Below are 21,837 nucleotides of genomic sequence, written 5' to 3' on the forward strand. Positions count from 1 at the left end.
AGTCGGCGGGTCCGACTTCCTGTGTCGGCCGCAGGACCAGATGGCCTTTGCAGCCGAGGGCGGTCGGCTGGCTCCCGTTGGGGCGTCGGCGCGCATGGAAAGTCGGCCGGTCGACTTTCCATGAGGCCATGGCCCTGGCGGAGTGTGCATTCGGCGGCTGTGTCCGGGAGGTCGGCGGTTTCGACTTCTTGGGCCCGGTGGTAGCGGGGCCAAGCTGCCTTACCTACTCCTGGCGCCTAGGTGGTGTGAGTGGTAAGTCGGCGGGGCCAGGTGGTTCTTGCAGCCGAGGGCGGTCGGCTTGTTCGCGTCGGGGCGTCGGCGTGCATGGAAAGTCGGCCGGGTCGACTTCTTGTGTTGGTTGTGGCGGGGCAAAGCAGCCGGGTGGGCTGTGTGGGAAGTCGGCGGGGTCGACTTTCTGTGGGCCACGCCCGGTCATGGGGTCTGGGCTCCGGCCTGGGTGCGGTGTTCGGCGTGGCGGGCGGCGAGGGCGAGGGTTGCGCCGAGGAGGCAGAGGGTGGCGGCGAGCAGGACCGCGCGGTCGGTGCCGGTGGCGAGGGCCTGGGCGGCGGCCTCGGGGCCGGGGGTGTGGGGGTGGGCGGAGGAGGCGACGGCGACCGTCGCGGCGACGCCGAGGGCGGAGCCGAGGTAGCGGGAGGTGTTGTTGGCGCCCGAGCCCATGGCCGCGCGGTGGGCGGGGACGCTGCTGACCGCCAACCGGGCGAGGGCCGCGTTGAGGACGCCGCTGCCGAGACCGGCCACGGCCAGGCCGGGGGCCAGCCGGAGCCAGGAGGAGTCGGGCCCGAGGCCGTACAGTCCTGCCTCGCCGAGCCCGCAGACGAGCAGACCGAGGGCGACCTGGGTGGTGGCCGACAGGTGGGCGGCCAGGCGGCGGGCCTGGAGGGCGGCGACCACGGACAGGCCGGACCACAGGGCGAGTACGCCGCCCGCCGCCAGGCCGGAGAGGCCGAGCACGCCCTGGAGCAGGGTGGGCAGGTAGCTCATGAAGCCGACCAGTGAGAGCCCGGTGAACAGGGCGCCGCCGGTCGCGGCGAGGAAGCCGGGGCTGCGGAACAGGGCCGGGTCGAGCATCGGCTCGCGGACCTTCGTCTCGACCACCGCGAAGGCGGCGAGCAGCAGCACCCCGCCGACCAGCAGTGCCACCACCGGGGCCCGCCCCCAGCCGCCGCGGCCCTCCGCGAGCCCGGCGATGAGCAGGGTGGTTCCGGTGGCGAGGGTGAGCACGCCGTACGGGTCCAGGGCGCGGGGCCGTTCGGCCCGGGACTCGGTGAGGAGGACGGCGGCGCAGGCGGCGACGACGGCCGAGACGACGGCGAGTCCGCCGCCGACCGCCCGCCAGCCCGCCCACTGCTGGACGAGCGCGCCGTAGACCGGTCCGACCGCGATGCCGAGGCCGACGGCCGCGCCCCAGACGCCGAGCGCCCGGATCCGTTGCGGCCCGGCCGGGTGGGCGTGGCTGATCAGGCCGAGTGCGGGCGCGAGGACGGCGGCGGAGGCGGCGCCGAGCAGGATCCGGGCGGCCAGGTAGACGGTGCCGTCGGGAGCGAGTGCGGCCAGGGCCTCGGCGGCGGCGAACAGCAGGACGCCGGAGGTGAAGACCCGTTTGCGGCCGTGGTCGTCGGCGGCGCTGCCGGCCGTGAGCAGGAGGGCCGAGATGCCGACGAGGGTGCCGGTGAGGATCCAGGTGCGGCCGGTGGCGCCGAGGTGGGCGGCCTGGGCGGTGGCCGCGAGCGAGGCGGTGGGGGCGGTGTACGCGACGGTGACCAGGGCGGTGGCGGCCGCCGTGACGGCCAGGATGGCACCGGGCCGCACGGGCCAGCGGGGCCGGACGGTCCGGCGGCCCCGGACGAGCGGGCCGGGCAGTGTGGAAGGGGCAGGCGGTGCGGGGGACATGGGTGTTCCCTCCGGAGGGCGGCCAATGGGTCTGGGTCTGGGTCTGGTGAATGAACCTTCGTCTTGAGTGGGACGCTACCACCGAAAGTCTGTTCATTGAACCAACATCGGCCGTGGACTACGCTGGCCCGCATGGCGCTGGGAACGGACTACGAACTGCAGGACTGCGCACTGGCCCGCGCCCTGGAGGTGGTCGGCGAGCGCTGGAGCCTGTTGATCGTCCGCGACGCGTTCTACGGCGTGCAGCGCTTCAACGACTTCCTCGTCCACCTGGGCATCCCGCGAGCCGTCCTCACCGCGCGACTCAACGCCCTGGTCGCGGCGGGGGTGCTGCGCAAGGAGCCGTACCAGCAGGCGCCGCTGCGCCACGGCTACCTGCTCACCGAGACCGGCCTCGAACTCTGGGGCCCGCTCTACCAGTTGAGCCGCTGGGGCGGCCGGCACGCGACCCCGGGCGGCCCGCACCACCTGTTCGCGCACCGCGCCTGCGGCACCGACCTCGACCTCATCGGCGCCTGCCCCGGCTGCGGCGGCGGGCCCGTCCCCCCGGCCGAGGTCACCATGCGCCCCAGCCCGGCCCAGGCCGGCGGCCACCGCGAGGACGCGGTCTCCCGTGCCCTGGTCCGCCCGCACCCGCTGCTCGAACCGATCGCCTCGGCAGCCGCCGCCTCCGCCGCGTAGCGGAGCCCCCCGGGCCCCCGGGCGGTGGGCGCAGAGCCGAAGGGGCCGCCGGCAGTGCGCCGACGGCCCCTCGGGTGCGCCCGGTCAGGAGTGGAAGCGGACCTCCGGGTCGGCGGCGGTCGGTCCGTCGAGCAGCGGCTGGTCGATGCCCTTCAACTGGAGGTCGAAGAACGCCCCGACGTACCGGCGGGTGAGTTCGACGGCGCGCTGCCCCGTGATGGTGGTCCCCGGGGGCTGGGGCGCGCCGAGCGCCTTGAGGAAGAGCGGGTAGTCGGTGAAGCTGCCGTGGTCGGTGCCGTCGACGGTCAGCCACCGCTTCCAGCCGTCGAGCCGGGGCCAGCTGTCGGTCCAGCTGGTGTCCTCGGCGCCGTCGGGCAGCGGGTGGCCGATCATCAGGTACGGCTTGCCGCCGATCCCGGACTCGGGCACCTCGTAGTCCATGCTGCCGTCAAGATCCACCCCCGCCCGGATCCGGTCGTCGGTCACCAGCGCCGGGACGCTGGCCGCGCCACCGGCGGAGTGCCCGGCCATGCCGATCCGGTCGCGGTCGATCATGCGGGCGTAGCGCCAGGCCGGGTGGGGGCGGGCGGTCAGCTGGTCGATGACGAAGGAGGCGTCCTTCGCCCGGCTCTCGTCCAGGCCCTTCCAGGCCTCTGGGGTGGTGAGCCGGCCGCACTCCACGCAGGGCAGCGTCTGCCCGTCCGGGAAGGTGGTGCCGGTGTTCTCGTAGGTGTGGTCAACCAAAGCCACCACGTAGCCGCGGCTGCCCAGGTCCTCGGCGAGGCTGCTGAGCGAGGCGCGCGGCATGGTGAAGCCGGGGGAGAGGACCACCAGCGGGTAGTGGCCGCCCTGCGGGCGGGCGTCCGTCCTGGACCAGGTCCGGGTGTCGGCCACCGCCTCGGCCGGGACGGTGTTGCCCGGGAGCTTGGCGTCCAGCAGCAGCCGGGCGGCCGCGGCGGTCATGTACGGGGCCGGGCTGCCCGTCCCGGCGTGGGCGGGGTAGTACATCGTGACCATCAGTTGGCGCGGCCCGGCGGAGGGCACCCATGGGTCCGGGCGGTTCTCGTCGACCAGGTGCAGGACCTCCTGCCCGACCGCGAACGGCCCGGTCGGGCGCGGGAGTTCGAGGTGGACGGCGCTCGGCGTGCCGGCGGTGCCAGCAGTGGCGGCGACCGGCGCGGCGGGTGCGGCCAGGGCCGGTGCCGCCGCTGCGACGGACAGGGGCACCGCGAGCAGCAGGGCCGCGACCGCGGCGGTGGTGCGAAGTCGGCTCGTGTGTCGGCTCATATGAGCGACGGTAGGTCGCGGGCAGGCGAACTGACGTCCACTCAGCGATGTACTGATCCCTTGCGGGACGGACCCCCGGCAGCCCCTAGGGGATGATCGGTCGGGCCCGCACGAGCCCGCCGGATCCGCCCGGTGCCGGTCTGCGCCAGCCGACCGCCTCCAGGGTCGACCTAGGTGTCCGCCAAGGTGACCCGGGCCCCGGCCCGGACGGCCTCCAGGAAGTCCGCCGCCGCACGGGCGTTGGGCACCGGGAGGGTGAGCGGCAGGCCCGCCGACCGTGTCCGGAGTTCCAGCTCGCCGAGGCCTGACGCCCGGGCCGAGTGCACCTCCGCCCACCGGTACGCCTCCGCCGCGACCAGGGGGTGCGGAGGCCGGTGCACCAGCCCGCCGGCCGTCACCGTCAGCCGCCCCCGGGCGAACCGGACGCTCCCCTCGCTGCGCAGCGCCTCGTGCAGTGCGGCCCGGAGGTGCGGGGACAGGAACTCGTCCGCCTCCCGCGCCAAGCCCTCCAGCCCGTGCAGGTGGGCCAGCACCAGGGGCTCGGTCGCGCCGACGGGCCATATTCGGATCCGCTCGGGATCCCGCCGCCGCCCGCCGGAGAAGCCGGGGAACCTGGCGGAGGCGGGGGAGTGCTCGACGGCTTCGATGCCCGCCCACGGCAGCAGCCGCTCGCCGGCGCCCGCCCCGACCAGTGCCAGCCCGCCCTCATGGACCCGTACGGCGCGCAGCCCGGGCGCGGACCGTAGGGCGCCGTACCCGTTCGCGGCCAGCACCGCCGCGGCCGCCACCACGGGGGCCGGCCACCACTCGCCGAACGCCAGGCAGACCACCAGTGCCAGGACCGCCGCCACGGTGTCCAGCCATGTCCGCGCCCGCCACGGGACCGGCCGGAACGCCCGGTGCACCTGCACCACCGGCCCGAGCGGACCGGCCGACCTGCGACGGCCCTGTCCGTTCTCCACGAACGGCCACGCCCACCCGGGCGACCACAGCATCGCCACTTCGCCCTCCTTGCCCTCGACGGTCTCCCCAACCGGAACTACGACTCCCGGATGTCGGACCACCAGGATCGATCGCCCACCACCCTCCGGAACAGTGCCAATCGACACCCTTTGGCCCGAAACAGCCGGAGCGTGTCCGGCAGCAGGGGGTGCCGTTCGGCAGGGGCGACCGAAGCGCCGGTTGGCGGGGGAGGCGAGGTGCAGGAGGCGGCAGGAGGCGGCCGCGGCAGCGGGGGAGGCCCCGCCCGTCAGCGCCCGCCCGTCAGCGCCCGTCCGTCAGGCCCCGCCCGTCAGCGCCCGCCCGTGCCGAGCCCCACCTGCAGCCGCCGCAGCAGCGCCGTGCCCGCCTCGTCCACCGACCGCCGGGAGTTGGCCAGCACCACCACCCCCACCTGCTGCTCCGGGTCGAACGCGAGGAAGGAGGCGGATCCACCCGTCCCCCCGTTGTGCCACAACTGCAGGTGCCTGCCCTGCTGGGCGTGCAGCCGGTGGCCGAGCCAGCCGAGGTGCGTCCAGGCGAAGGGGTTGACCCGGTGCCTGGTCTCCCGGGCGAGCAGCATCGCCGGCGCCAGCGGTGCGTCCGGCTCGCCCTCGGCCGCCAACTGCGCCCGCAGGAACGCCGCGAGGTCGGCCGCCGTCGAGCGGAGCCCGCCCATGCCGGGGAGCGCCGCGAACTCCCAGGACGGCACCGGGCGCCCGGTCGGCGCGTGGCCGGACGCCAGCCGGGCGGACTGGTCGGCGTCCGGCCGCAGGCAGGTGTCCGTCAGCCCCAGCGGTGCGCAGACCTCGCGGTCCACCAGCTCCCCGTACGTGGTGCCGGCCCGGTGGGCGAGGGCCAGCCCGAGCAGCCCGGCGCCGAGGTTGGAGTAGCGGAAGTTGCGCCCGGGGGCGGAACGCAACCGGGTCCGCCCGAGCCCGGAGAGTATTCGCTCGGCGGTGCAATGGGCGTACGGGTCCGCCCGGTCGGGCCGCAGCAGCGCGCGCAGCAGCACGCCCCGGGGCAGCCGGGGGAGCCCCGAGGTGTGGGTGGCGAGGTGCCGGAGCGTGATCGCCTCCCCGCCCCGGGACGGGACGGCCGTAGAGCGGGGCAGCAGCTCCGCGAGCGGCTCGTCGAGGCGCACCGTGCCGTCGAGCGCCAGCCGCGCGAGCGCGAGCGCGGTGAACACCTTGGTGACGGAGCCGACGTCGAACAACGTCCGGGCCCCGGGCACTTCGCCCCCCGGGCCCGTCCGCCCGGCACCGCGGATCTCCACGGCGCCACCGGCCACCCCGGCGACCACCACACCGACGCACCGGCCCGCCACCCGGTCGGAGGTCTGCTGCACGAGGCGCGCGAGTTCGTTCATGCCCCGACCTTAGGGCCCGGCTTCGAGCTCCCGCCCTCCGGGCGGACGACGGGAGTTCGAGGACGGACCCAGGGCCCGTCAGCAGCTCAGGTTGCCCCCGGGCACGGTGCCGAGGATCTGGACGAAGCTCTGGTACAGGCTGATCCGGTGCTGCATCTGCGCGGTGTTGTTGCCGTTGCACTCCAGCGCGCCGTTGATGCTGCGGATCGTCTCACCGAAGCCCTTCCCGTTGACCATCGCGTCGTGCGCGGTCATGGTGCCGGGACCGTTCTGGGTGTTCCAGTACCAGAGGCCGGTCTTCCAGGCCACCGCCGGGTCGGTCTGCACCAGGTCCGGGTTGTGCAGCAGGTCGATGCCGAGAGCGTCGCCCGCCGCCTTGTAGTTGAAGTTCCAGCTGAGCTGGATCGGTCCGCGCCCGTAGTACGCGGACTGCCCGGCCGGGCACCCGTACGGCTGCGAAGTGTCGCAGTAGTGCGGGTAGTTGGAGGTGTCCTGCTCGACCACGTAGACCAGCCCGCCGGTCTCGTGGCTGACGTTGGCGAGGAAGGCCGCGGCCTCCTGGTTCCGTACGGTGTCGCTGCCGGTGGCCGCGAAGCCGGGGTAGGCGCTGGTGGCGTCGAGCAGGCCCTGGTAGGTGTAGAAGGGGTTCCGGTTCGGGAACATCCGGTCGAACTGGGCCTGGCTGACCGGGAATCCGCCCGGGTTCGGGGTCGGCGTGGGGGTCGGGCCGGGGTCGGTGGGGCCGCCGCAGGGGCCCTGGTCGGACCAGACCCCGGAGCCCCCGGTGCTCGGCGGTTCGTTCTGGGTCCACCACTTGGCGGTCCAGTTGTGGCTGTTGTACGAGACGGCGGCGCCGCCGGTGTACACGGCGGTCGCGCTCCACGCGGTGCCGCAGGCGGCGGCGCTGGCGGAGGCCGGGAGGAGCACCGCGAGCGCGAGCGCCGTGACCACGGCGGACAGCAGCGCGAGCAGGCGTTTGACTGACACGTCATCACCCCTTGTGCGGTGGGGGCCGCACGTCGTCGGGACCGGGACCTGGTGGGGCAGGGGAGCCGTGGCCCGTGCGGGGGCGCGTCGTGGGGGACGGCCGACCGGGGTGCGGGCCGGTACGGGGCCGACACCGACTCAAGCGGAGTGGTCTATACCTGTCAAGAGGTCCGGCCGAAGTGCCCGACAGAAGAGCCCGGTCGAAGTGCCCGGTCGAACGCCGAAAACCCCCGCCGTCCCCCGCCGCCCCTACCCCCCGCCGCCCCTACCCCCCGCCGCCCCTACCCCTCCTCAAGCGCCGCCCGCAGCCGCGCCGCCACCTCCGCCGCCCCCGCCTCGTCCGGGTACTTCCCCCGCGGCCAGAAGAACCCGCGCAGCCCGTCCTTGGGATTGCGCGGCACCACGTGGACGTGCAGGTGCGGCACCGACTGGCTGATCCGGTTGTTCGCCGCCACGAAGCTGCCCGCCGCGCCCAGCCCCCGCTCCACCGCCGTCGCCACCCGCTGCACCCGCAGGAAGAACGGCCCGACCTCCTCGGGCGGCAGGTCCGCCAGGGTCCGGTGGTGGGCGCGCGGCACGACCAGCACGTGACCGGGGAACAGCGGCCGGCGGTCCAGGAAGGCCACCGCCGCCACGTCGTCCAGCACCCGGTGCGCCGGTTCCTCGCCCGCGACCACCGCACAGAACACGCAGTCCATCCGTCCATTCAAACCACCGGCGGCCTCCCCGGCACCCCCGCAAACCCGGGTCGGCCCGGCGTCACCCGTCCGGCGGCCGACCGGGTGCGCCCGTGCCCGCACCGGGCGCACGGTACTGCGAGGGGGAGGGGGACGGATCGACGCGGCGCACCCGTGCCGCACGAGGAGGTGGCCCGGATGTCGGGCAAGTTCGAGGTCTACGAGGACACCGGCGGCAAGTACCGGTTCCGGCTCAAGGCGGGCAACGGCGAGATCGTCGCGACCGGCCAGGGCTACGTCAGCAAGGACGCCGCCCACAAGGGCGTCGAGGCCGTCCAACGGGCCGCCGACGGCGCGGCGGTGGTCGACGTCCCGAAGGCTGCCTGACCCGGGCCGGGGCGAGCGAGGGCCCCGCGGCCGGTCCACCCGGACCGGTGGCGGGGCCCACCGGCGCCGGCGCCCACCCGCACCGGCGCCCACCCGCACCGGCGCCCACCCGCACCGGCGCCCACTCGTACCGGCGCCGCGCCTACTCGTACCGGTACAGGAGCGCCTCCCGCTCCGTCTGCTCGATCATGTCGATGGTCAGCGAGTCGTCCCTCAGGTGTGACAGCGTGACCTCCGCCGACGTCGGCTGGGCGTCCTTCGCCAGCCAGTCCTCCGGCTTCCAGGCCGAGCCCCGCATGAGCGACTTCGGGCAGTGCGCGTACACCTCCTCCACGGCCACCACGATCGCGCTGCGCGGGGGCTTGCCGACGGCCGTCAGCTGCCGCAGCAGCTCCGGGTCGGTGGAGATGCAGGCCCGCCCGTTGACCCGCAGCGTGGTGTCCCGCCCCGGGACGACGAAGAGCAGTCCGACCCGGCCGTTCTCCAGGATGTTGTGCAGGGTGTCCAGGCGCTTGTTGCCGGTGGCGTCCGGAATGGCCAGGGTGTGCTCGTCGAGCACCGAGACGACCCCGGCCGGGCCGCCGCGCGGGGAGACGTCGCAGCGGCCGGCCGCGTCGGAGCTGGCCACGAACACCAGCGAGGCGCAGGCGATGAGGCGCTGGGCGACCTCGTGGAGGTGGTCCACCTGCTTGCGGCGCGCGTGGTCGCCGGGCTGCTCGTAGACCTCACGCAGCTGGGCCGGCTCGGTGAGGGCACGCGCGCTGAGGGCGGCGAACAGGCTGTTCGGTGCGTCCGGAGCGGGGGTTGACGGTGCGGGAGCTTCCGGTGTGAGGGTCATACCGGGAATCTAACGGAGGGCTCTTCCCGCGCCCTGTCTCCCGGCTTCCTCAACTCTCCGTGAAAGAGTCGCTCCACCCCTCCCCACCAGCGGTTTTCCGCTGATAATGGGGCCAGGGACTCCAGCCAGCCGGAGGTGGTGGCCGTGATCATCAGAATTTGGGCCGGGCAGGTCACGGCCGATCGCATCGAGGAGTTCTGCGCGCACCTGGTCGGCCAGGTGATCCCGCAGTTGGGGCGGACGGACGGCTGCCTCGGCGGTGAGCTGTTGCGCTCGGTGACCGAGGACGGGCACCGGGTGCTCGTGGTCAGCCGCTGGCGCGACGAGGAGGCCCTGCGGGGGTACGCCGGGCCGATGTGGCGGATCCGGCCGGTCTGGTCGGAGGGCGAGTTGCACTACCTCGTGCACCCCCCGGAGGTCACCCACTTCACGCCGATCGCCGCACCCGCCACGCTCTGAGCCCGGCCGGGGCCGAAGGCCCCGGAACCCTCACACCGAGACGGTCATACCGGACGGTCACACCGAGAACGGCACCGAGTGGATCTCGGCCGCCGGGTGCCCGGTCCGTTCGTGGACCCGCTGCACCGCCTCCCTGGACGGCGCCTCGGACAGGCAGTACACCGTGCCGGACTCGGGGTCCGCCCAGGCCTGCTCGAAGTGCACGCCCTCCTCGCCCTCGACCGCCAAGTCGGCCGTGTGGGCCGCCCTGAGCTGCTCCGGCGTGATCCCGACCATCCCGTGGTGGACGTCCATGAACTTCATCGTGCTCGCCTCCGTACCTTGCGAACTCCGCGAACCCCGCGAACTTTCAGAACCTTCCGAACACTGCGAGTCCTGCGAACCGCGCGGATCCCGCGAACTCCGCAGACCCCGCCGGCCTTCCGGCCCCACCACCAGGGTCACCCTGCGCGCACGGCGGCGCCACCGGCGCCGGCCCGGACCCACCGCGCATTCCCCGCGGGGCCGTGAAACAGGCCACAGCGGAACCCTCTCCCTCGGCTCGCGCCCCGCGTGGCACAATGACGTCATCAGCAGTGACGTTCAGCGCACTCCGGGGTCGGTGAAAATCCGAACCGGCGGTTACAGTCCGCGACCCGTCCGCAGCCAGCGGCCGGTTGACCAGGTGAAATTCCTGGACCGACGGTTAAAGTCCGGATGGGAGGCGTGCGCGGGCGGACGAAGAGCAGTACCCGTGGTCCATCACGAACCGGACCGGACCACGGTCAGGTGAACGGCGGGAGAGGTGTCTCCCGGGTCGGGTGAGCGATCTCCCGGCGGTTCCGGCATCCCGGCGACGGGTCGTGTCGGCAGCCCCGTGCACCGGTGCCCGTCCGTTTGTCATCTCCCTCTGCCGCCCCGGAGTCCGCGCCCCAAGCGCGAGGAGACCCGGGTGTTCACCGGCATCATCGAAGAGCTCGGCGAGGTCGTGTCGATCGAGGAGATCGGCGACTCCTCGCGAATCCGCCTCCGTGGCCCGGTGGTTCGTGTCGGTGCGCGTCACGGCGACTCCATCGCGGTCAACGGCGTCTGTCTGACCGTGGTCGACAGTGCCGAGGAACTGGCCGCCGAGGCCGGCGAGTTCAGCGCCGACGTGATGGCCGAGACGCTGCACCGTTCCAGCCTGGGCGAGTTGAAGCCCGGCTCCCCGGTCAACCTGGAGCGCGCGATGGCGCTCGGCGCCAGGCTCGGCGGGCACCTGGTCCAGGGCCATGTCGACGCCACCGGGCGGCTGTTGAGCCGCGAGCCCGGCGAGCGCGACGCGGCCGGCAACCTGCGCTGGGAGGTGCTGCGCTTCTCGCTGCCGGAGTCCATCTCCCGCTATCTGGTGGAGAAGGGCTCGATCACGGTCGACGGCGTCAGCCTCACCGTGGTGGAGGCGGCCCGCGACAGCTTCACCGTCAGCCTCATCCCGGCCACCCTCGCACTGACCACGCTCGGCGCCAAGACCCTCGGGGAGAGCGTCAACCTCGAGGTGGACGTGCTCGCCAAGTACGTGGAGCGGCTGCTCGAATCGCGCACCCTCCCGAACCTTCCGCACACCGCACCGGCCGCACAGGCCATGCACGCCGCGGACACCGCAGACACCGCACACATCACGCACAGCACGGGGGACAAGGAATGAGCTGGCTCAGCGGCGAGGCGTTCACCGTCCTCGGTGAACACGTGAAGTGGGCCGACATGATCGGCAACCTGTTCGGCTTCGGCGGCCTGGCGCTCGGCTGGCGCCGTTCGGTGTGGAGCTGGCCGGTCCAACTCCTGTCCGGCGTCGTGCTGATCGCCGCCTACCTCGGGGGCCACGTCCCCGGTCTGATCGGCAAGCAGCTGATCGTCATCGTCACCGCCGCCTGGGGTTGGGCGCAGTGGCGGCGCGGGCGCCGTGACACCGGCACCATCTCGGTGCGGTTCGCCAGTTGGCCCGAGCGGGCCGCCCTGGTGGCCGGCACCGCGGTCGGCACGGTCGCCCTGGCGCTGCTGTTCACGGCCTACCCCGAACTGTCCTGGAGCCCCTGGTCGGACGCCTACATCTTCGTCGGCACGCTCGCCGCGATGGTGGCCCAGGCACGCGGCTGGCTGGAGTTCTGGTTCGCCTGGATCGCGGTCGACGCGGTCGGCGTCCCGTTCGCCTTCAACAGCGGTTACACCTTCTCGGGCCTCACCTACTCCGTCTACTTCGTCCTGGTGCTGCTCGGCCTGCGGTCCTGGTGGCTGAGCACCCGTGAGCCGCGAGCCACCTCCGCCAACGTCCCGCAGGGAGTCACGGCATGACCGAGAACCAGATCCGGCCCGGCGACGAGCCCGGCGACGAGCCCGGCGACGAGCCCGGCACCCGGCCCGGCGACGAGCCCGGCACCCGACCCCGCATCGACGGCGGCAGCGGCGCCGAGGAGTTCGTCCTCGACCCGGTCGAGCGGGCGATCGCCGACATCGCGGCCGGCCGCGCGGTGATCGTGGTCGACGACGAGGACCGCGAGAACGAGGGCGACTTCATCTTCGCCGCCTCCGCCGCGACCCCCGAGCTGATGGCCTTCACCATCCGCTACAGCTCCGGCGTGATCTGCACCCCGATGACCGGTGAGGAGCTGGACCGCCTCAAGCTCCCGCCGATGACCCAGGTCAACGAGGACCGCAAGGGCACCGCCTACACCGTCTCGGTGGACGCCCGCGAGGGCGTGGACACCGGCATCTCCGCCGCCGACCGCGCCCGCACCGTCCGCCTGCTGGCCTCGCCCGGCACCGAGCCGGGGGACCTGACCCGCCCGGGCCACGTCTTCCCGCTGCGCGCCGTCGACGGCGGCGTGCTGGTCCGCCCCGGGCACACCGAGGCCACCGTCGACCTGGCCCGGCTCGCCGGGCTGCCGCCTGCTGGCGTGTGCGTCGAGGTGGTCAACGACGACGGCACCATGGCCCGGCTGCCCGAGCTGGTCGCCTTCGCCCGCGAGCACGGCCTGGCGATCATCTCCATCGAGGACCTGATCGCCTACCGCCGCCGCACCGAGCTGCACGTCGACCGGGCCGCGACCACCGCCCTGCCCACCGTGCACGGCGAGTTCACCGCGGTCGGCTACCGGGGCACCCTCGACGGCGTCGAGCACATCGCGCTGGTGGCCGGCGGCCTCGGCGAGGACGGCCGACTGCCGGACGGCGAGGACGTGCTGGTGCGGGTGCACTCCGAGTGCCTGACCGGCGACGTCCTCGGGTCGCTGCGCTGCGACTGCGGTCCGCAGCTGGAGGCCTCGCTCCGGCGGGTCGCCGAGTCCGGCCGCGGCGTGGTGCTCTACCTGCGCGGCCACGAGGGCCGGGGGATCGGCCTGGCCCACAAGCTGCGCGCGTACGAGCTGCAGGAGCAGGGGCGCGACACCGTCGACGCCAACCTGGACCTGGGGCTGCCCGCGGACGCCCGCGACTACAGCATCGCGGCGCAGATGCTGGTGGACCTCGGCGTCCGCTCGCTCACCCTGATGACCAACAACCCGCGGAAGCAGACCGCGCTCACCGACCACGGGCTCAAGGTCAAGGGGCGCGAGGCGGTCGAGATCGCGCCCGGTGAGCACAACCTGCGCTACCTGCGCACCAAGCGCGACCGGATGGGCCACGACCTGCCCGGGCTCGGCTCCTGAACCACTGAACCACCCACCGACCACAGGAAGTAGGAAGACATGAGCGGCCACGGAGCCCCCGAGCTGACCATCGACGGCGCCGCCGACCTCAAGGTCGCGGTCATCGCCGCCCAGTGGCACGACAAGGTGATGAACGGCCTGCTGGACGGCGCCCACCGGGCGCTCAAGGAGCTGGGCGTCGCCGAGCCGACCGTGCTGCGCGTCCCGGGCACCTTCGAGCTGCCGGTCGCGGCCAAGCGCCTCGCCGACCGCGGCTACGACGCCGTGATCGCCCTCGGCGTGGTGATCCGCGGCGGCACCCCGCACTTCGACTACGTCTGCCAGGCGGCCACCGTCGGCCTGACCCAGGTCAGCGTGGACACCGGCGTCCCGGTCGGCTTCGGCGTGCTGACCTGCGACAACGAGGAGCAGGCGCTGGACCGGGCCGGTCTGCCGGGCTCCGCCGAGGACAAGGGCCACGAGGCCGTCACCGCCGCCGTCGCCACCGCCGTCGCCCTGCGCGACGCCCGCTGACGGCAGGCCGTCCGGTCCCGGAGCGTGGACGTCCACAGGACTGTCCACGCTCCGGGACCGTTTACCGTCCGCCACCCCGCACGCCGTATGGTGAGTCCCATCATGGCTTCGAAGACATTCGAGGAGCTCTTCTCCGAGCTCCAGCAGAAGGCCGCCACCGGCGACCCCTCGTCCTCCCGTACCGCGCAGCTCGTCCAGCAGGGCGTCCATGCGATCGGCAAGAAGGTCGTCGAGGAGGCCGCCGAGGTCTGGATGGCCGCCGAGTTCCAGTCGGACGAGCAGACGGCGGAGGAGATCTCGCAACTCCTCTACCACCTTCAGGTGATGATGATCGCCCGTGGGCTGACGCTCGACGACGTGTACAAGTACCTCTGAACCGCTCCCGACAGCACCCCTCCCCGAACAGGTAAGGAACCGACTTCCCATGCTGCGCATCGCCGTCCCCAACAAGGGTTCGCTCTCGGGTCCCGCGGCGGAGATGCTCCATGAGGCCGGCTACCGCCAGCGGAAGGACCCGAAGGAGCTCGTCCTCGTCGACCCGGCCAACGAGGTCGAGTTCTTCTTCCTCCGCCCGCGCGACATCGCCGTGTACGTCGGCTCCGGCCGCCTCGACGTCGGCATCACCGGCCGCGACCTGCTGCTGGACTCGCACTCCAACGCGGAGGAGGTGCTCGCCCTCGGCTTCGCCGGGTCGACCTTCCGCTTCGCCCGCCCCGAGGGCGTGGACGTCAAGGACGTGCAGGGCCTGGAGGGCCTGCGGATCGCGACCTCCTACACCGGCCTGGTCGAGCAGCACCTGGCGGACCACGGCGTGACGGCGACGGTCACCAAGCTGGACGGCGCGGTCGAGACCGCCGTGCAGCTGGGCGTCGCCGACGTGATCGCCGACGTGGTGGAGACCGGGACCAGCCTGCGCAACGCCGGCCTGGAGGTCTTCGGCGAGCCGATCCTGATCTCGGACTCCGTGGTGATCCGCCCCAAGGGCGCGGGCGAGGACGCCCGGGTGGAGCAGTTCCTGCGCCGTCTCCAGGGCGTGCTGGTGGCCCGCCGCTACGTGCTGATGGACTACGACATCCGGGCCGAGAAGGTCGGCGCCGCCGTGGCGCTCACCCCCGGTCTGGAGTCGCCGACCGTCTCCCCGCTGCACACCGAGGGCTGGGTGGCCGTCCGGTCGATGGTGCTCCGCAAGGAGGCCCAGCAGATCATGGACGACCTGTGGGGCATCGGCGCCCGGGCGATCCTGGTCACCAACATCCACGCCTGCCGCCTCTGACCTGCTTGCACGCCAGAGAGTAAAGAACGGTTCAATAGGGGCGGGGACGCCGGTCGGCGTCCCCGCCCCTTCGCCGTCCCGGCGGTCCCCACCGTCCCACCGTCCCACCGCCATGACCGCCATGACCGCCATGACCGTCATGACTGCCACGACCGCCACGACCGCCACGATCCAGAGCCACCGGAGACCCCACGTGTCCACGCCGCCCGTCGAGTTCCCCGTCACCTGGGCGCCCCGGCGCACCCGCGCGGTGCTGCTGCCGGTCTGCGCCGTGCTCGTGGCCCTGTTCGTGGTGCTGGCCGTGCTGCTCCCGGCGAACTGGCAGCTCAACGACCGGATCATGATGGTCGCCAGCGGCGTGCTGTTCGCCGCCGTCGGCCTGATGCTGGCCCGCCCCCGGGTGAGTGCGGACGCCGAGGGCGTGACGGTGGTCAACTTCGTCCGCAGCCGCCGGCTGGCCTGGCCGGAGATCGTCCGGGTCAACTTCCGCCAGGGCGACCCGTGGGCCACCCTCGACCTCGCCGACGGCACCTCGCTGGCCGCGGTCGGCATCCAGTCCGGCGTCGGCAAGGACCGGGCGATCGCGGACGCCCGTGCGCTGCGCGACCTGGTCGAGCACCACGCCCGGGCCTGACCCCGGACGCCCGCACCCCGGACGCCCGCACCCCCGGATCCCGCGACGCCCGAACCCCCGGGGTCCCGGCCCCCCGAACCCCGGCCCGGGGTCCCGGCGGGTCCGAACACGCTTCCTACCGTCGCGCCGATATGGTCTACGCTGGTAAAAGTGGGGCAAAACTTCAATCCTGCCCCCGGCACGACCTGTACCGCACCGACCAGAGGAGTGACACTCCCCCTCGATGGACGATCCGTCCGGTAGTACCTGCGCCGCCTCGCTTCCGACCCCCGGAAGGCAGGCGGCACTGTGATCACCGCCTGGCTGCTGTTGCTCGCGGCCCTGCTCCTGATCCTCGCCAACGGCCTCTTCGTGGCCGCCGAGTTCGCCTTCGTGACCGCCGACCGCGGCGCGGTGGAACGTTCCGCCGAAGCCGGTGACGTCAAGTCCCGCCGGGTCTCCCGGGCCCTGCGGCACCTGTCCTTCGAACTCTCCGGCGCCCAGCTGGGCATCACCGTCACCTCGCTGGTGGTCGGCATGCTCGCCGAGCCGGCGCTGTCGACCCTGCTCTCGCCCGTGATGTCGGGCATCGGGGTGCCGGACTCGGCCGCCCGCGGTGTCGCCGTGGTGGTCGGCATGGTGCTGGCCACCGTCGTGCAGATGGTGATCGGCGAGCTGGTCCCCAAGAACTGGGCGATCTCCCGCCCGCTCCAGGTGGCCCGCGCGGTCGCCGCCCCGCACATGGCCTTCTCCTTCGCCTGCCGCCCGCTGATCAGCTTCCTGAACGGCGCCGCGGACCGCACCGTCCGGGCCTTCGGCATCGAGCCGCAGGAGGAGCTGGAGCACGCCCGCACCCCGGCCGAGCTGGTCTCGCTGGCCCGGCACTCGGCCAAGGCCGGCGCCATAGACGAGGAGTCGGCGACCCTGTTCGTCCGCACCCTCGGCCTCGGCGAGCTCACCGCCGAGTCCGTGATGACCCCGCGGATCGACGTCGCCGCCCTCCAGCGCGACGCCACCGCCTCCGACGTCATCAACCTGACCCGGGCCACCGGCCTGTCCCGCTTCCCCGTCTACACCGACACCGTGGACGAGATCACCGGCATCGTGACGCTCAAGGACGCCCTCGCCGTCCCGGCCGCCCGCCGCGGCCTGGTCCGGGTCGCCGAGCTGGCCTCGCCGCCGCTGCTGGTGCCCGAGACCCTGCCCGCCGAGCGGCTGCTGGACCAGCTGCGCCGCCTCCAGCCGATGGCCATCGTGGTCGACGAGTACGGCGGCACCGCCGGGGTCGTCACCGTCGAGGACATCGTCGAGGAGATCGTCGGCGAGGTGCAGGACGAGCACGACCCGGAGGACCACCCCGACCTGCTCCAGCTGCCGGCCGTCGACGGCCTGCCCGTCTGGGAGGCGGACGGCCGCGCCCGGCTCGACCAGCTGGAGGCGATCGGCCTGAACGCCCCGGACGGCCCGTACGAGACCCTGGCGGGCCTGGTCTCCGACCTGCTCGGCAAGCTCCCCGAGGTGGGTGAGCAGGCCGAACTGCCCGGCTGGCGATTCACCGTGACCGGTGTCGACCGGCACCGCACCAGCCAGGTCCGGGTGGAGCGCACCAGCGCGCCCGGCCGGTTCGGCGAGAACGGGGAGGGCGTCCGATGACCGTGCTCCAACTCGCCGTCGCCGTCGTGCTCCTGCTCGGCAACGCGTTCTTCGTCGGCGCCGAGTTCGCCGTCGTCTCGGTGCGCCGCAGCCAGATCGAGCCGCTCGCCGAGGCCGGGCACAAGCGCGCCCGGACGGTGCTGCACGCGCTGTCCAACGTCTCCGCGATGCTGGCCGCCGCCCAACTCGGCATCACCGTCTGCTCGCTGGGCCTCGGTGCGCTCGCCGAACCGACCATCGCCTCCCTGCTGGAGGGCCCGTTCCACGCGATCGGCGTCCCGTCCGGCCTGATGCACCCGCTCTCGTACGGGATCTCGCTGGCCCTCGTGGTCTTCCTGCACATGGTGATCGGCGAGATGGTGCCGAAGAACATGGCGATGGCCGGCCCGGAGCGGGCCGCGCTGCTGCTCGGCCCGCCGCTGGACCGGCTGGCCCGCTGGCTCGCCCCGGTGATCCGGGCGCTCAACGCCTGCGCCAACGGCGTGCTGCGGCTGTTCCGGGTGGAGGCCAAGGACGAGGTCGAGTCGGTGTTCACCACCGAGCAGCTGATGTACCTGCTGGTCGACTCCCGGGACGCCGGCCTGCTCGACGAGGACCGCCAGGAACGCCTGGAGGACGCCCTGGAGCTGGGCCGCCGCCCGGTCACCGACGTCCTGCTGCGGCCCGAGCAGCTGGTCACCGTGGATCCGAAGGCGACTGCCGCCGAGGTCGAGGAGCTCGCCCTGCGCACCGGCTTCTCGCGCTTCCCGGTCACCGACGGGGACCCGGCCGGCCACGGCTACCTGGGCTACCTCCACCTCAAGGACATCCTCGACGTGGACGACCCGTCGGCGCCCGTCCCGGCCCGGCTGTGGCGGCCGATCACGGTGCTGCGCGGCAGCCTCCCGCTGGACGACGCCCTCGGCGCGATGCGCCGGGCCACCTGCCACCTGGCCGCCGTGCTGGACCAGGACGGCCGCACGGTCGGCGTGGTGATGCTGGAGGACGTCCTGGAGGAACTGGTCGGCGAGATGCACGACCCGGACCACCGGACGACCGCCTAGCCTCGGGAAGCACCCGAAGGCCCCCATCCGGCGACGCCTGTCCGCCGAGGGCGAATCTGCCCACAGCAGGCAACGGTTCCCCTGCCGGCCACCCTCGGAGGAGGGTGGTCGGCATGAGACTCCTGCTGCTGGGTGGAACGAAGTTCGTCGGACGGGCCGTCGCCGAGGAGGCGCTGGCCAGGGGCTGGGAGGTGACGGCCCTCAACCGCGGCACGCAGCCCGCGCCCGAGGGCGTCCGGGTGCTGCGGGGCGACCGCACCGCCGAGGAGGGCCTGGCCGCGCTCGGCACGGGGGAGTGGGACGCGGTGGTGGACACCTGGTCCTGGGCCCCGGCGGCGGTGCGCGACAGCGCCCGGCGGCTGAACGGCCGGGTCGGCCACTACGCGTACGTCTCCAGCCGCTCGGTCTACGACCACCCGCTGCGCGCCGGGGCCGACGAGAGCGCACCGGTGGTCGACTCAGCCCCGGACCTCACCGGTGAGGTGGGCTACGCGGAGGCCAAGCGCGGCGCCGAACTGGCCCTGGAGGCGGAGTACGGCGGGCGCGCCCTGCTGATCCGCGCCGGACTGATCCTCGGCCCGTACGAGGACATCGGCCGGCTGCCCTGGTGGCTGAACCGGATCGCCCGGGGCGGCCCGGTGCTCGCTCCCGGCCCGCGCGAGCTGCCGCTGCAGTACATCGACGGCCGCGACCTCGCCGCCTGGACCCTGGACGCGGTGGCGGCCCGGCTGGGCGGGCCGTACAACGTGGTCAGCCCGGCCGGCCACACCACCATGGGCGGGCTGCTGGAGGCCTGCGTCGGGGCCACCGGCTCGGACGCCGAGCTGCGCTGGACCGACCCGGAGCGGATTCTGGCGGCCGGTGTGCAGCCCTGGACGGAGCTGCCGGTCTGGCTGGCGCCCGGTGAGCTCTACGACTTCCTGCACGGCGCCTCGGTCGCCCGAGCCGTCGACGCCGGGCTGCGCTGCCGCCCGGTCGCCGAGACGGTCGAGGACACCTGGGCCTGGCTGCGGTCGATCGGCGGCGAGGCCCCGCAGCGGGCCGACCGGCCGAGGGTCGGGCTCGACCCGGAGCGCGAGGCGGAGCTGCTCAGGGGCTGAGGCCCGGTGGGGGAGCCGGTCGTCAGCCCCGGTCGTCAGCTCCGGCCGTCGATCAGCTCCCCGTACGCCTGCACCAGGTCCGGCAGCCGCAGCGTCGCCAGGTCCTCCCGGCCCGGCGCCACGCGCAGCAGCGAGAGCCGCAGGTCCCGGTAGGCGCAGGACTTCTCGTACAGGGTGCGGATGAACCGGCCGTTGCCCAGCTCGTCGATCCAGCCCTCGCGCACCACGTGGGTGCAGATGCTGGCCAGCTCCTCGGCCGCGTCCTCGTCCCAGCCGTCGCCGTCCCGGCCGGCCAGCGCCGCGCCGATCGCGGTCAGTTCGTTCGGCCGGTAGCTGGGGAAGTCGACCCGGGTGGTGAAGCGGGAGTTGAGGCCGGGGTTGGTGGCGAGCAGCCGGTTCATCCCCTCCGGGTAGCCGGCCAGGATCACCACCAGCCGGTCCCGGTTGTCCTCGGCCCGCTTGAGCAGCACCTGGAGCGCCTCGTCGCCGTAGGCGTCGCCCTTGGTGTAGCCGGAGTTGGAGAGGCTGTACGCCTCGTCGATGAACAGCACGCCGTCCAGCGCGGAGTCGATCAGCTCGTTCGCCTTGACGGCGGTCTGGCCGAGGAACTCGCCCACCAGGTCCGCGCGTTGGGCCTCCACCAGGTGGTCGCCGGAGAGCAGTCCGAGGGCGTGGAAGACCCGGCCGAGGATCCGTGCCACGGTGGTCTTGCCGGTGCCGGACGGGCCGGAGAAGACGAAGTGCCGCTTCGGCGGCTGGACCGGCAGCCCCTGCTCGGCGCGCAGCCGCGACATCCTCAACTGGGCCGAGAGCGCCCTGACTTGGCGCTTGACCGGCTCCAGGCCGACCATCAGTGAGAGTTCGGCCAGGGCCGCGTCCAGCTCCCGTTCGTTGCCGGCGGTCCGGGGCGGCGGAGCGGCGGCGGTGCGGGGCTGGGCCTCGCCGCGCACCGGCAGCGGCGGTGCGGCGGGGCCGGCCGGGGCGCCCGAACCCGAGCGTTCGCCGGCCGCCTGGGGTGCGCCGTCCGCGGCGGCGGGGTCCGGTTCCGGCGCGGTGAGCGGGCCGTCCACGAGGGTCGCGTCCACCGCGGGCCCGCCGCCGACCGGGGCGCCGCCGACCGGGGCGGTGCCGGTGCCGAACTCGGCGTCGTAGAGCGGCCCTTCGGCGTAGCCGGGGTCCTCCTGGTAGCCCGTCCCACCGCCCGCCCCGGCTCCCTCCGGACCCGCGCCGTCGAGGCCGCTCCCGTCCAGCCCGACGCCCTCCAGCCCGGCCCCGTCGAGGCCGCCCCCGTCCAGCCCGGCCCCGTCGAGCCCGGCCCCGTCGAGCCCGACGCCGTCCGGGCCGAAGCCGTCCAGCCCGCCGGAGCGCCCGTCCGCGAGCAGCCCGTCCGCGAGCGCGTCCTCGGCCGAGATGGCCGTCAGCCGGGCCGAGGTGTCCATGAACGCCGGGTCCGCCCGGTGCACCGCCCGGTAGAGCGGCAGCGCCGCGGCGCTGCGCCCGGCCCCCTCGTAGGCCCGGGCCAGCCAGTAGCGCAGTTCCTTGCGCTGCGGCTGCTCGGAGCGGCAGCGGGCCAGTGAGGCGGCCAGCGGGGCCTGCGCCTGGGCGCACATGTCCAGCCGCACCCGGGCCATGCCGGCGAAGAGCCCGGCCTCGATGCCCAGCAGCGGGTCGTCCAGCAGCCGGTCGGTGTCCCGGATCAACTGCTCCCAGTCCTTGAGCAGGTAGGACCGGCAGGCGTACAGGAACTGCGCGGACGGGTCCTCGCTGGGGGCCGGGCACTGCTCCAACGCCCGGTCCAGCTCGGCCAGGTGGCGGCCGTCCAGCCAGTGCGAGGCGTGCGCCAGCGCGAGGTCGCGGGCGTCCTCCAGCACCGGCTGCACCCACCACCCCAGCCAGTACCAGGAGCTGAGCGGGCGGCGGTGCAGCCGCCGCTGCTCGCCGAAGCGGTTCTGGTTGCGGTACATGGCGAGCAGGGCGGCCGAGGTGTCGCTGCGCAGCGCGTGCAGGCCGAGCCAGGCGTCGGCCATGCCGGGGTCCAGCCGGACGGCCGCCCGGAACTCCTCCTCGGCCCGGGCGTAGGCACCGGCGGTGTAGGCGTCCATGGCCCGCAGCCAGGCCCGGTCGGCGAGCCGGTCCGGGCCGCCCGCCGTGCTGTCGGAACTGTCGACCGTCGTCACTCACGCCCCCCGCGGTGTGGCCCGGGGCTCGGCCGGCGGATCGCCTGTACGCAGCCGGGCCGGTGGTCGTCGAGCCCCCGGGGCGCATATGCGCCTACCGGGAATCGTACCGGCGCGGGGCTGATCCGGAAGGGTGCCGCACAGGGTCAAATGCGATCGCGCACACGGTGGTTGGGCGGCCGGATGGCCGAAAAACCGCTGACCGGGGGGCTGGGGGAGGGGACCGGACGGC

General features: G+C 73.8%; 22 protein-coding genes and 1 riboswitch. Of the genes, 13 read left to right on the forward strand and 9 right to left on the reverse strand.

What is annotated here, in order from left to right:
• Window positions 1-432: 432 nt before the first annotated feature.
• Window positions 433-1,911 carry an MFS transporter gene (locus ACFC1T_RS05465; RefSeq protein WP_375883879.1) on the reverse strand — a complete coding sequence of 493 codons (1,479 nt, stop codon included), beginning with the start codon at window positions 1,909-1,911 and terminating at the stop codon, window positions 433-435.
• A gap of 132 nt (window positions 1,912-2,043) precedes the next feature.
• Here ACFC1T_RS05465 and ACFC1T_RS05470 point away from each other — a divergent pair, with 132 nt between their 5' ends.
• A complete protein-coding gene (locus ACFC1T_RS05470; RefSeq protein WP_375883881.1) occupies window positions 2,044-2,592 on the forward strand; it encodes a winged helix-turn-helix transcriptional regulator in 549 nt (182 codons plus the stop codon).
• 84 nt (window positions 2,593-2,676) lie between these two features.
• Here ACFC1T_RS05470 and ACFC1T_RS05475 read toward each other — a convergent pair whose 3' ends face one another.
• The 5 genes from ACFC1T_RS05475 to ACFC1T_RS05495 all read right to left on the reverse strand — a co-directional run bounded on the left by ACFC1T_RS05475 (window position 2,677) and on the right by ACFC1T_RS05495 (window position 7,911).
• The gene (locus tag ACFC1T_RS05475) at window positions 2,677-3,879 is read right to left on the reverse strand and encodes an alpha/beta hydrolase family protein (protein ID WP_375883883.1); all 1,203 of its coding nucleotides are present in this window, start codon (window positions 3,877-3,879) and stop codon (window positions 2,677-2,679) included.
• 170 nt (window positions 3,880-4,049) lie between these two features.
• Window positions 4,050-4,880, reverse strand: coding sequence for a hypothetical protein (locus ACFC1T_RS05480; RefSeq protein ID WP_375883885.1), 831 nt, complete (start codon window positions 4,878-4,880; stop codon window positions 4,050-4,052).
• Between the two features lie 290 nt (window positions 4,881-5,170).
• Entirely contained in the window at window positions 5,171-6,226 is a 1,056-nt protein-coding gene (locus ACFC1T_RS05485; protein WP_375883887.1) for a serine hydrolase domain-containing protein, read from the reverse strand.
• 78 nt (window positions 6,227-6,304) lie between these two features.
• Window positions 6,305-7,213, reverse strand: a complete 909-nt coding sequence (locus ACFC1T_RS05490; RefSeq protein ID WP_375883890.1) for a glycoside hydrolase family 19 protein — start codon at window positions 7,211-7,213, stop codon at window positions 6,305-6,307.
• 281 nt (window positions 7,214-7,494) lie between these two features.
• On the reverse strand, window positions 7,495-7,911 hold the full coding sequence (locus ACFC1T_RS05495) for an HIT family protein (RefSeq protein WP_375883893.1): 417 nt from the start codon (window positions 7,909-7,911) through the stop codon (window positions 7,495-7,497).
• Between the two features lie 177 nt (window positions 7,912-8,088).
• Here ACFC1T_RS05495 and ACFC1T_RS05500 point away from each other — a divergent pair, with 177 nt between their 5' ends.
• Window positions 8,089-8,277, forward strand: a complete 189-nt coding sequence (locus ACFC1T_RS05500; protein WP_375883894.1) for a YegP family protein — start codon at window positions 8,089-8,091, stop codon at window positions 8,275-8,277.
• Between the two features lie 142 nt (window positions 8,278-8,419).
• On the opposite strand, the gene ACFC1T_RS05505 is transcribed toward ACFC1T_RS05500, so the two are convergent.
• Window positions 8,420-9,115 (reverse strand): MSMEG_1061 family FMN-dependent PPOX-type flavoprotein, encoded by a 696-nt coding sequence (locus ACFC1T_RS05505; RefSeq protein WP_375883897.1) that lies wholly within the window; start codon window positions 9,113-9,115, stop codon window positions 8,420-8,422.
• 144 nt (window positions 9,116-9,259) lie between these two features.
• Here ACFC1T_RS05505 and ACFC1T_RS05510 point away from each other — a divergent pair, with 144 nt between their 5' ends.
• Window positions 9,260-9,574 carry an antibiotic biosynthesis monooxygenase family protein gene (locus tag ACFC1T_RS05510; RefSeq protein WP_375883900.1) on the forward strand — a complete coding sequence of 105 codons (315 nt, stop codon included), beginning with the start codon at window positions 9,260-9,262 and terminating at the stop codon, window positions 9,572-9,574.
• 57 nt (window positions 9,575-9,631) lie between these two features.
• Here ACFC1T_RS05510 and ACFC1T_RS05515 read toward each other — a convergent pair whose 3' ends face one another.
• On the reverse strand, window positions 9,632-9,877 hold the full coding sequence (locus tag ACFC1T_RS05515) for an SCO4226 family nickel-binding protein (protein ID WP_375883903.1): 246 nt from the start codon (window positions 9,875-9,877) through the stop codon (window positions 9,632-9,634).
• 281 nt (window positions 9,878-10,158) lie between these two features.
• Window positions 10,159-10,286, forward strand: a riboswitch (FMN riboswitch).
• 219 nt (window positions 10,287-10,505) lie between these two features.
• Between ACFC1T_RS05515 and ACFC1T_RS05520 the strand changes: the two genes are divergently transcribed.
• The 10 genes from ACFC1T_RS05520 (at window position 10,506) to ACFC1T_RS05565 (ending at window position 19,428) form a co-directional block, all read left to right on the forward strand.
• Window positions 10,506-11,237 (forward strand): riboflavin synthase, encoded by a 732-nt coding sequence (locus ACFC1T_RS05520; RefSeq protein WP_375883905.1) that lies wholly within the window; start codon window positions 10,506-10,508, stop codon window positions 11,235-11,237.
• Window positions 11,234-11,881 (forward strand): nicotinamide riboside transporter PnuC, encoded by a 648-nt coding sequence (locus ACFC1T_RS05525; RefSeq protein ID WP_375883906.1) that lies wholly within the window; start codon window positions 11,234-11,236, stop codon window positions 11,879-11,881. The genes ACFC1T_RS05520 and ACFC1T_RS05525 overlap by 4 nt, the downstream gene beginning before the upstream one ends.
• Window positions 11,878-13,233 (forward strand): bifunctional 3,4-dihydroxy-2-butanone-4-phosphate synthase/GTP cyclohydrolase II, encoded by a 1,356-nt coding sequence (locus ACFC1T_RS05530; RefSeq protein ID WP_375883908.1) that lies wholly within the window; start codon window positions 11,878-11,880, stop codon window positions 13,231-13,233. Before ACFC1T_RS05525 ends, ACFC1T_RS05530 begins: the two co-directional genes overlap by 4 nt.
• Window positions 13,234-13,272: 39 nt before the next feature.
• Window positions 13,273-13,746, forward strand: a complete 474-nt coding sequence (ribH, locus tag ACFC1T_RS05535; protein WP_375883911.1) for a 6,7-dimethyl-8-ribityllumazine synthase — start codon at window positions 13,273-13,275, stop codon at window positions 13,744-13,746.
• A gap of 102 nt (window positions 13,747-13,848) precedes the next feature.
• Window positions 13,849-14,121 carry a phosphoribosyl-ATP diphosphatase gene (locus ACFC1T_RS05540; RefSeq protein ID WP_363567577.1) on the forward strand — a complete coding sequence of 91 codons (273 nt, stop codon included), beginning with the start codon at window positions 13,849-13,851 and terminating at the stop codon, window positions 14,119-14,121.
• Window positions 14,122-14,170: 49 nt separating this feature from the next.
• Window positions 14,171-15,019, forward strand: a complete 849-nt coding sequence (hisG, locus tag ACFC1T_RS05545) for an ATP phosphoribosyltransferase (protein WP_375883914.1) — start codon at window positions 14,171-14,173, stop codon at window positions 15,017-15,019.
• Between the two features lie 112 nt (window positions 15,020-15,131).
• A complete protein-coding gene (locus ACFC1T_RS05550) occupies window positions 15,132-15,653 on the forward strand; it encodes a PH domain-containing protein (RefSeq protein ID WP_375883917.1) in 522 nt (173 codons plus the stop codon).
• Window positions 15,654-15,941: 288 nt separating this feature from the next.
• Complete coding sequence (locus ACFC1T_RS05555; protein ID WP_375883919.1) at window positions 15,942-17,285, forward strand: hemolysin family protein; 1,344 nt, start codon at window positions 15,942-15,944, stop codon at window positions 17,283-17,285.
• Complete coding sequence (locus ACFC1T_RS05560; RefSeq protein ID WP_375883921.1) at window positions 17,282-18,328, forward strand: hemolysin family protein; 1,047 nt, start codon at window positions 17,282-17,284, stop codon at window positions 18,326-18,328. The genes ACFC1T_RS05555 and ACFC1T_RS05560 overlap by 4 nt, the downstream gene beginning before the upstream one ends.
• A gap of 113 nt (window positions 18,329-18,441) precedes the next feature.
• Complete coding sequence (locus ACFC1T_RS05565; RefSeq protein WP_375883924.1) at window positions 18,442-19,428, forward strand: NAD-dependent epimerase/dehydratase family protein; 987 nt, start codon at window positions 18,442-18,444, stop codon at window positions 19,426-19,428.
• A gap of 35 nt (window positions 19,429-19,463) precedes the next feature.
• Here the strand turns inward: ACFC1T_RS05565 and ACFC1T_RS05570 are convergent, their stop codons facing one another.
• Complete coding sequence (locus tag ACFC1T_RS05570; protein ID WP_375884029.1) at window positions 19,464-21,530, reverse strand: AAA family ATPase; 2,067 nt, start codon at window positions 21,528-21,530, stop codon at window positions 19,464-19,466.
• Between the last annotated feature and the right edge of the window lie 307 nt (window positions 21,531-21,837).

Source organism: Kitasatospora sp. NPDC056076 (genome assembly GCF_042266305.1).
Classification (GTDB): Bacteria; Actinomycetota; Actinomycetes; order Streptomycetales; family Streptomycetaceae; genus Kitasatospora.

Coding starts and splice junctions, on each gene's coding strand:
- ACFC1T_RS05530 (WP_375883908.1), top strand. CDS start 11,878: ATGACCGAGAACCAGATCCGGCCCGGCGACGAGCCCGGCGACGAGCCC.
- ACFC1T_RS05470 (WP_375883881.1), top strand. CDS start 2,044: ATGGCGCTGGGAACGGACTACGAACTGCAGGACTGCGCACTGGCCCGC.
- ACFC1T_RS05570 (WP_375884029.1), bottom strand. CDS start 21,530: ATGGACGCCTACACCGCCGGTGCCTACGCCCGGGCCGAGGAGGAGTTC.
- ribH (WP_375883911.1), top strand. CDS start 13,273: ATGAGCGGCCACGGAGCCCCCGAGCTGACCATCGACGGCGCCGCCGAC.
- ACFC1T_RS05525 (WP_375883906.1), top strand. CDS start 11,234: ATGAGCTGGCTCAGCGGCGAGGCGTTCACCGTCCTCGGTGAACACGTG.
- ACFC1T_RS05475 (WP_375883883.1), bottom strand. CDS start 3,879: ATGAGCCGACACACGAGCCGACTTCGCACCACCGCCGCGGTCGCGGCC.
- ACFC1T_RS05540 (WP_363567577.1), top strand. CDS start 13,849: ATGGCTTCGAAGACATTCGAGGAGCTCTTCTCCGAGCTCCAGCAGAAG.
- ACFC1T_RS05515 (WP_375883903.1), bottom strand. CDS start 9,877: ATGAAGTTCATGGACGTCCACCACGGGATGGTCGGGATCACGCCGGAG.
- ACFC1T_RS05550 (WP_375883917.1), top strand. CDS start 15,132: ATGACCGCCATGACCGCCATGACCGTCATGACTGCCACGACCGCCACG.
- ACFC1T_RS05505 (WP_375883897.1), bottom strand. CDS start 9,115: ATGACCCTCACACCGGAAGCTCCCGCACCGTCAACCCCCGCTCCGGAC.
- ACFC1T_RS05565 (WP_375883924.1), top strand. CDS start 18,442: ATGAGACTCCTGCTGCTGGGTGGAACGAAGTTCGTCGGACGGGCCGTC.
- ACFC1T_RS05485 (WP_375883887.1), bottom strand. CDS start 6,226: ATGAACGAACTCGCGCGCCTCGTGCAGCAGACCTCCGACCGGGTGGCG.
- ACFC1T_RS05560 (WP_375883921.1), top strand. CDS start 17,282: ATGACCGTGCTCCAACTCGCCGTCGCCGTCGTGCTCCTGCTCGGCAAC.
- ACFC1T_RS05495 (WP_375883893.1), bottom strand. CDS start 7,911: ATGGACTGCGTGTTCTGTGCGGTGGTCGCGGGCGAGGAACCGGCGCAC.
- ACFC1T_RS05465 (WP_375883879.1), bottom strand. CDS start 1,911: ATGTCCCCCGCACCGCCTGCCCCTTCCACACTGCCCGGCCCGCTCGTC.
- hisG (WP_375883914.1), top strand. CDS start 14,171: ATGCTGCGCATCGCCGTCCCCAACAAGGGTTCGCTCTCGGGTCCCGCG.
- ACFC1T_RS05500 (WP_375883894.1), top strand. CDS start 8,089: ATGTCGGGCAAGTTCGAGGTCTACGAGGACACCGGCGGCAAGTACCGG.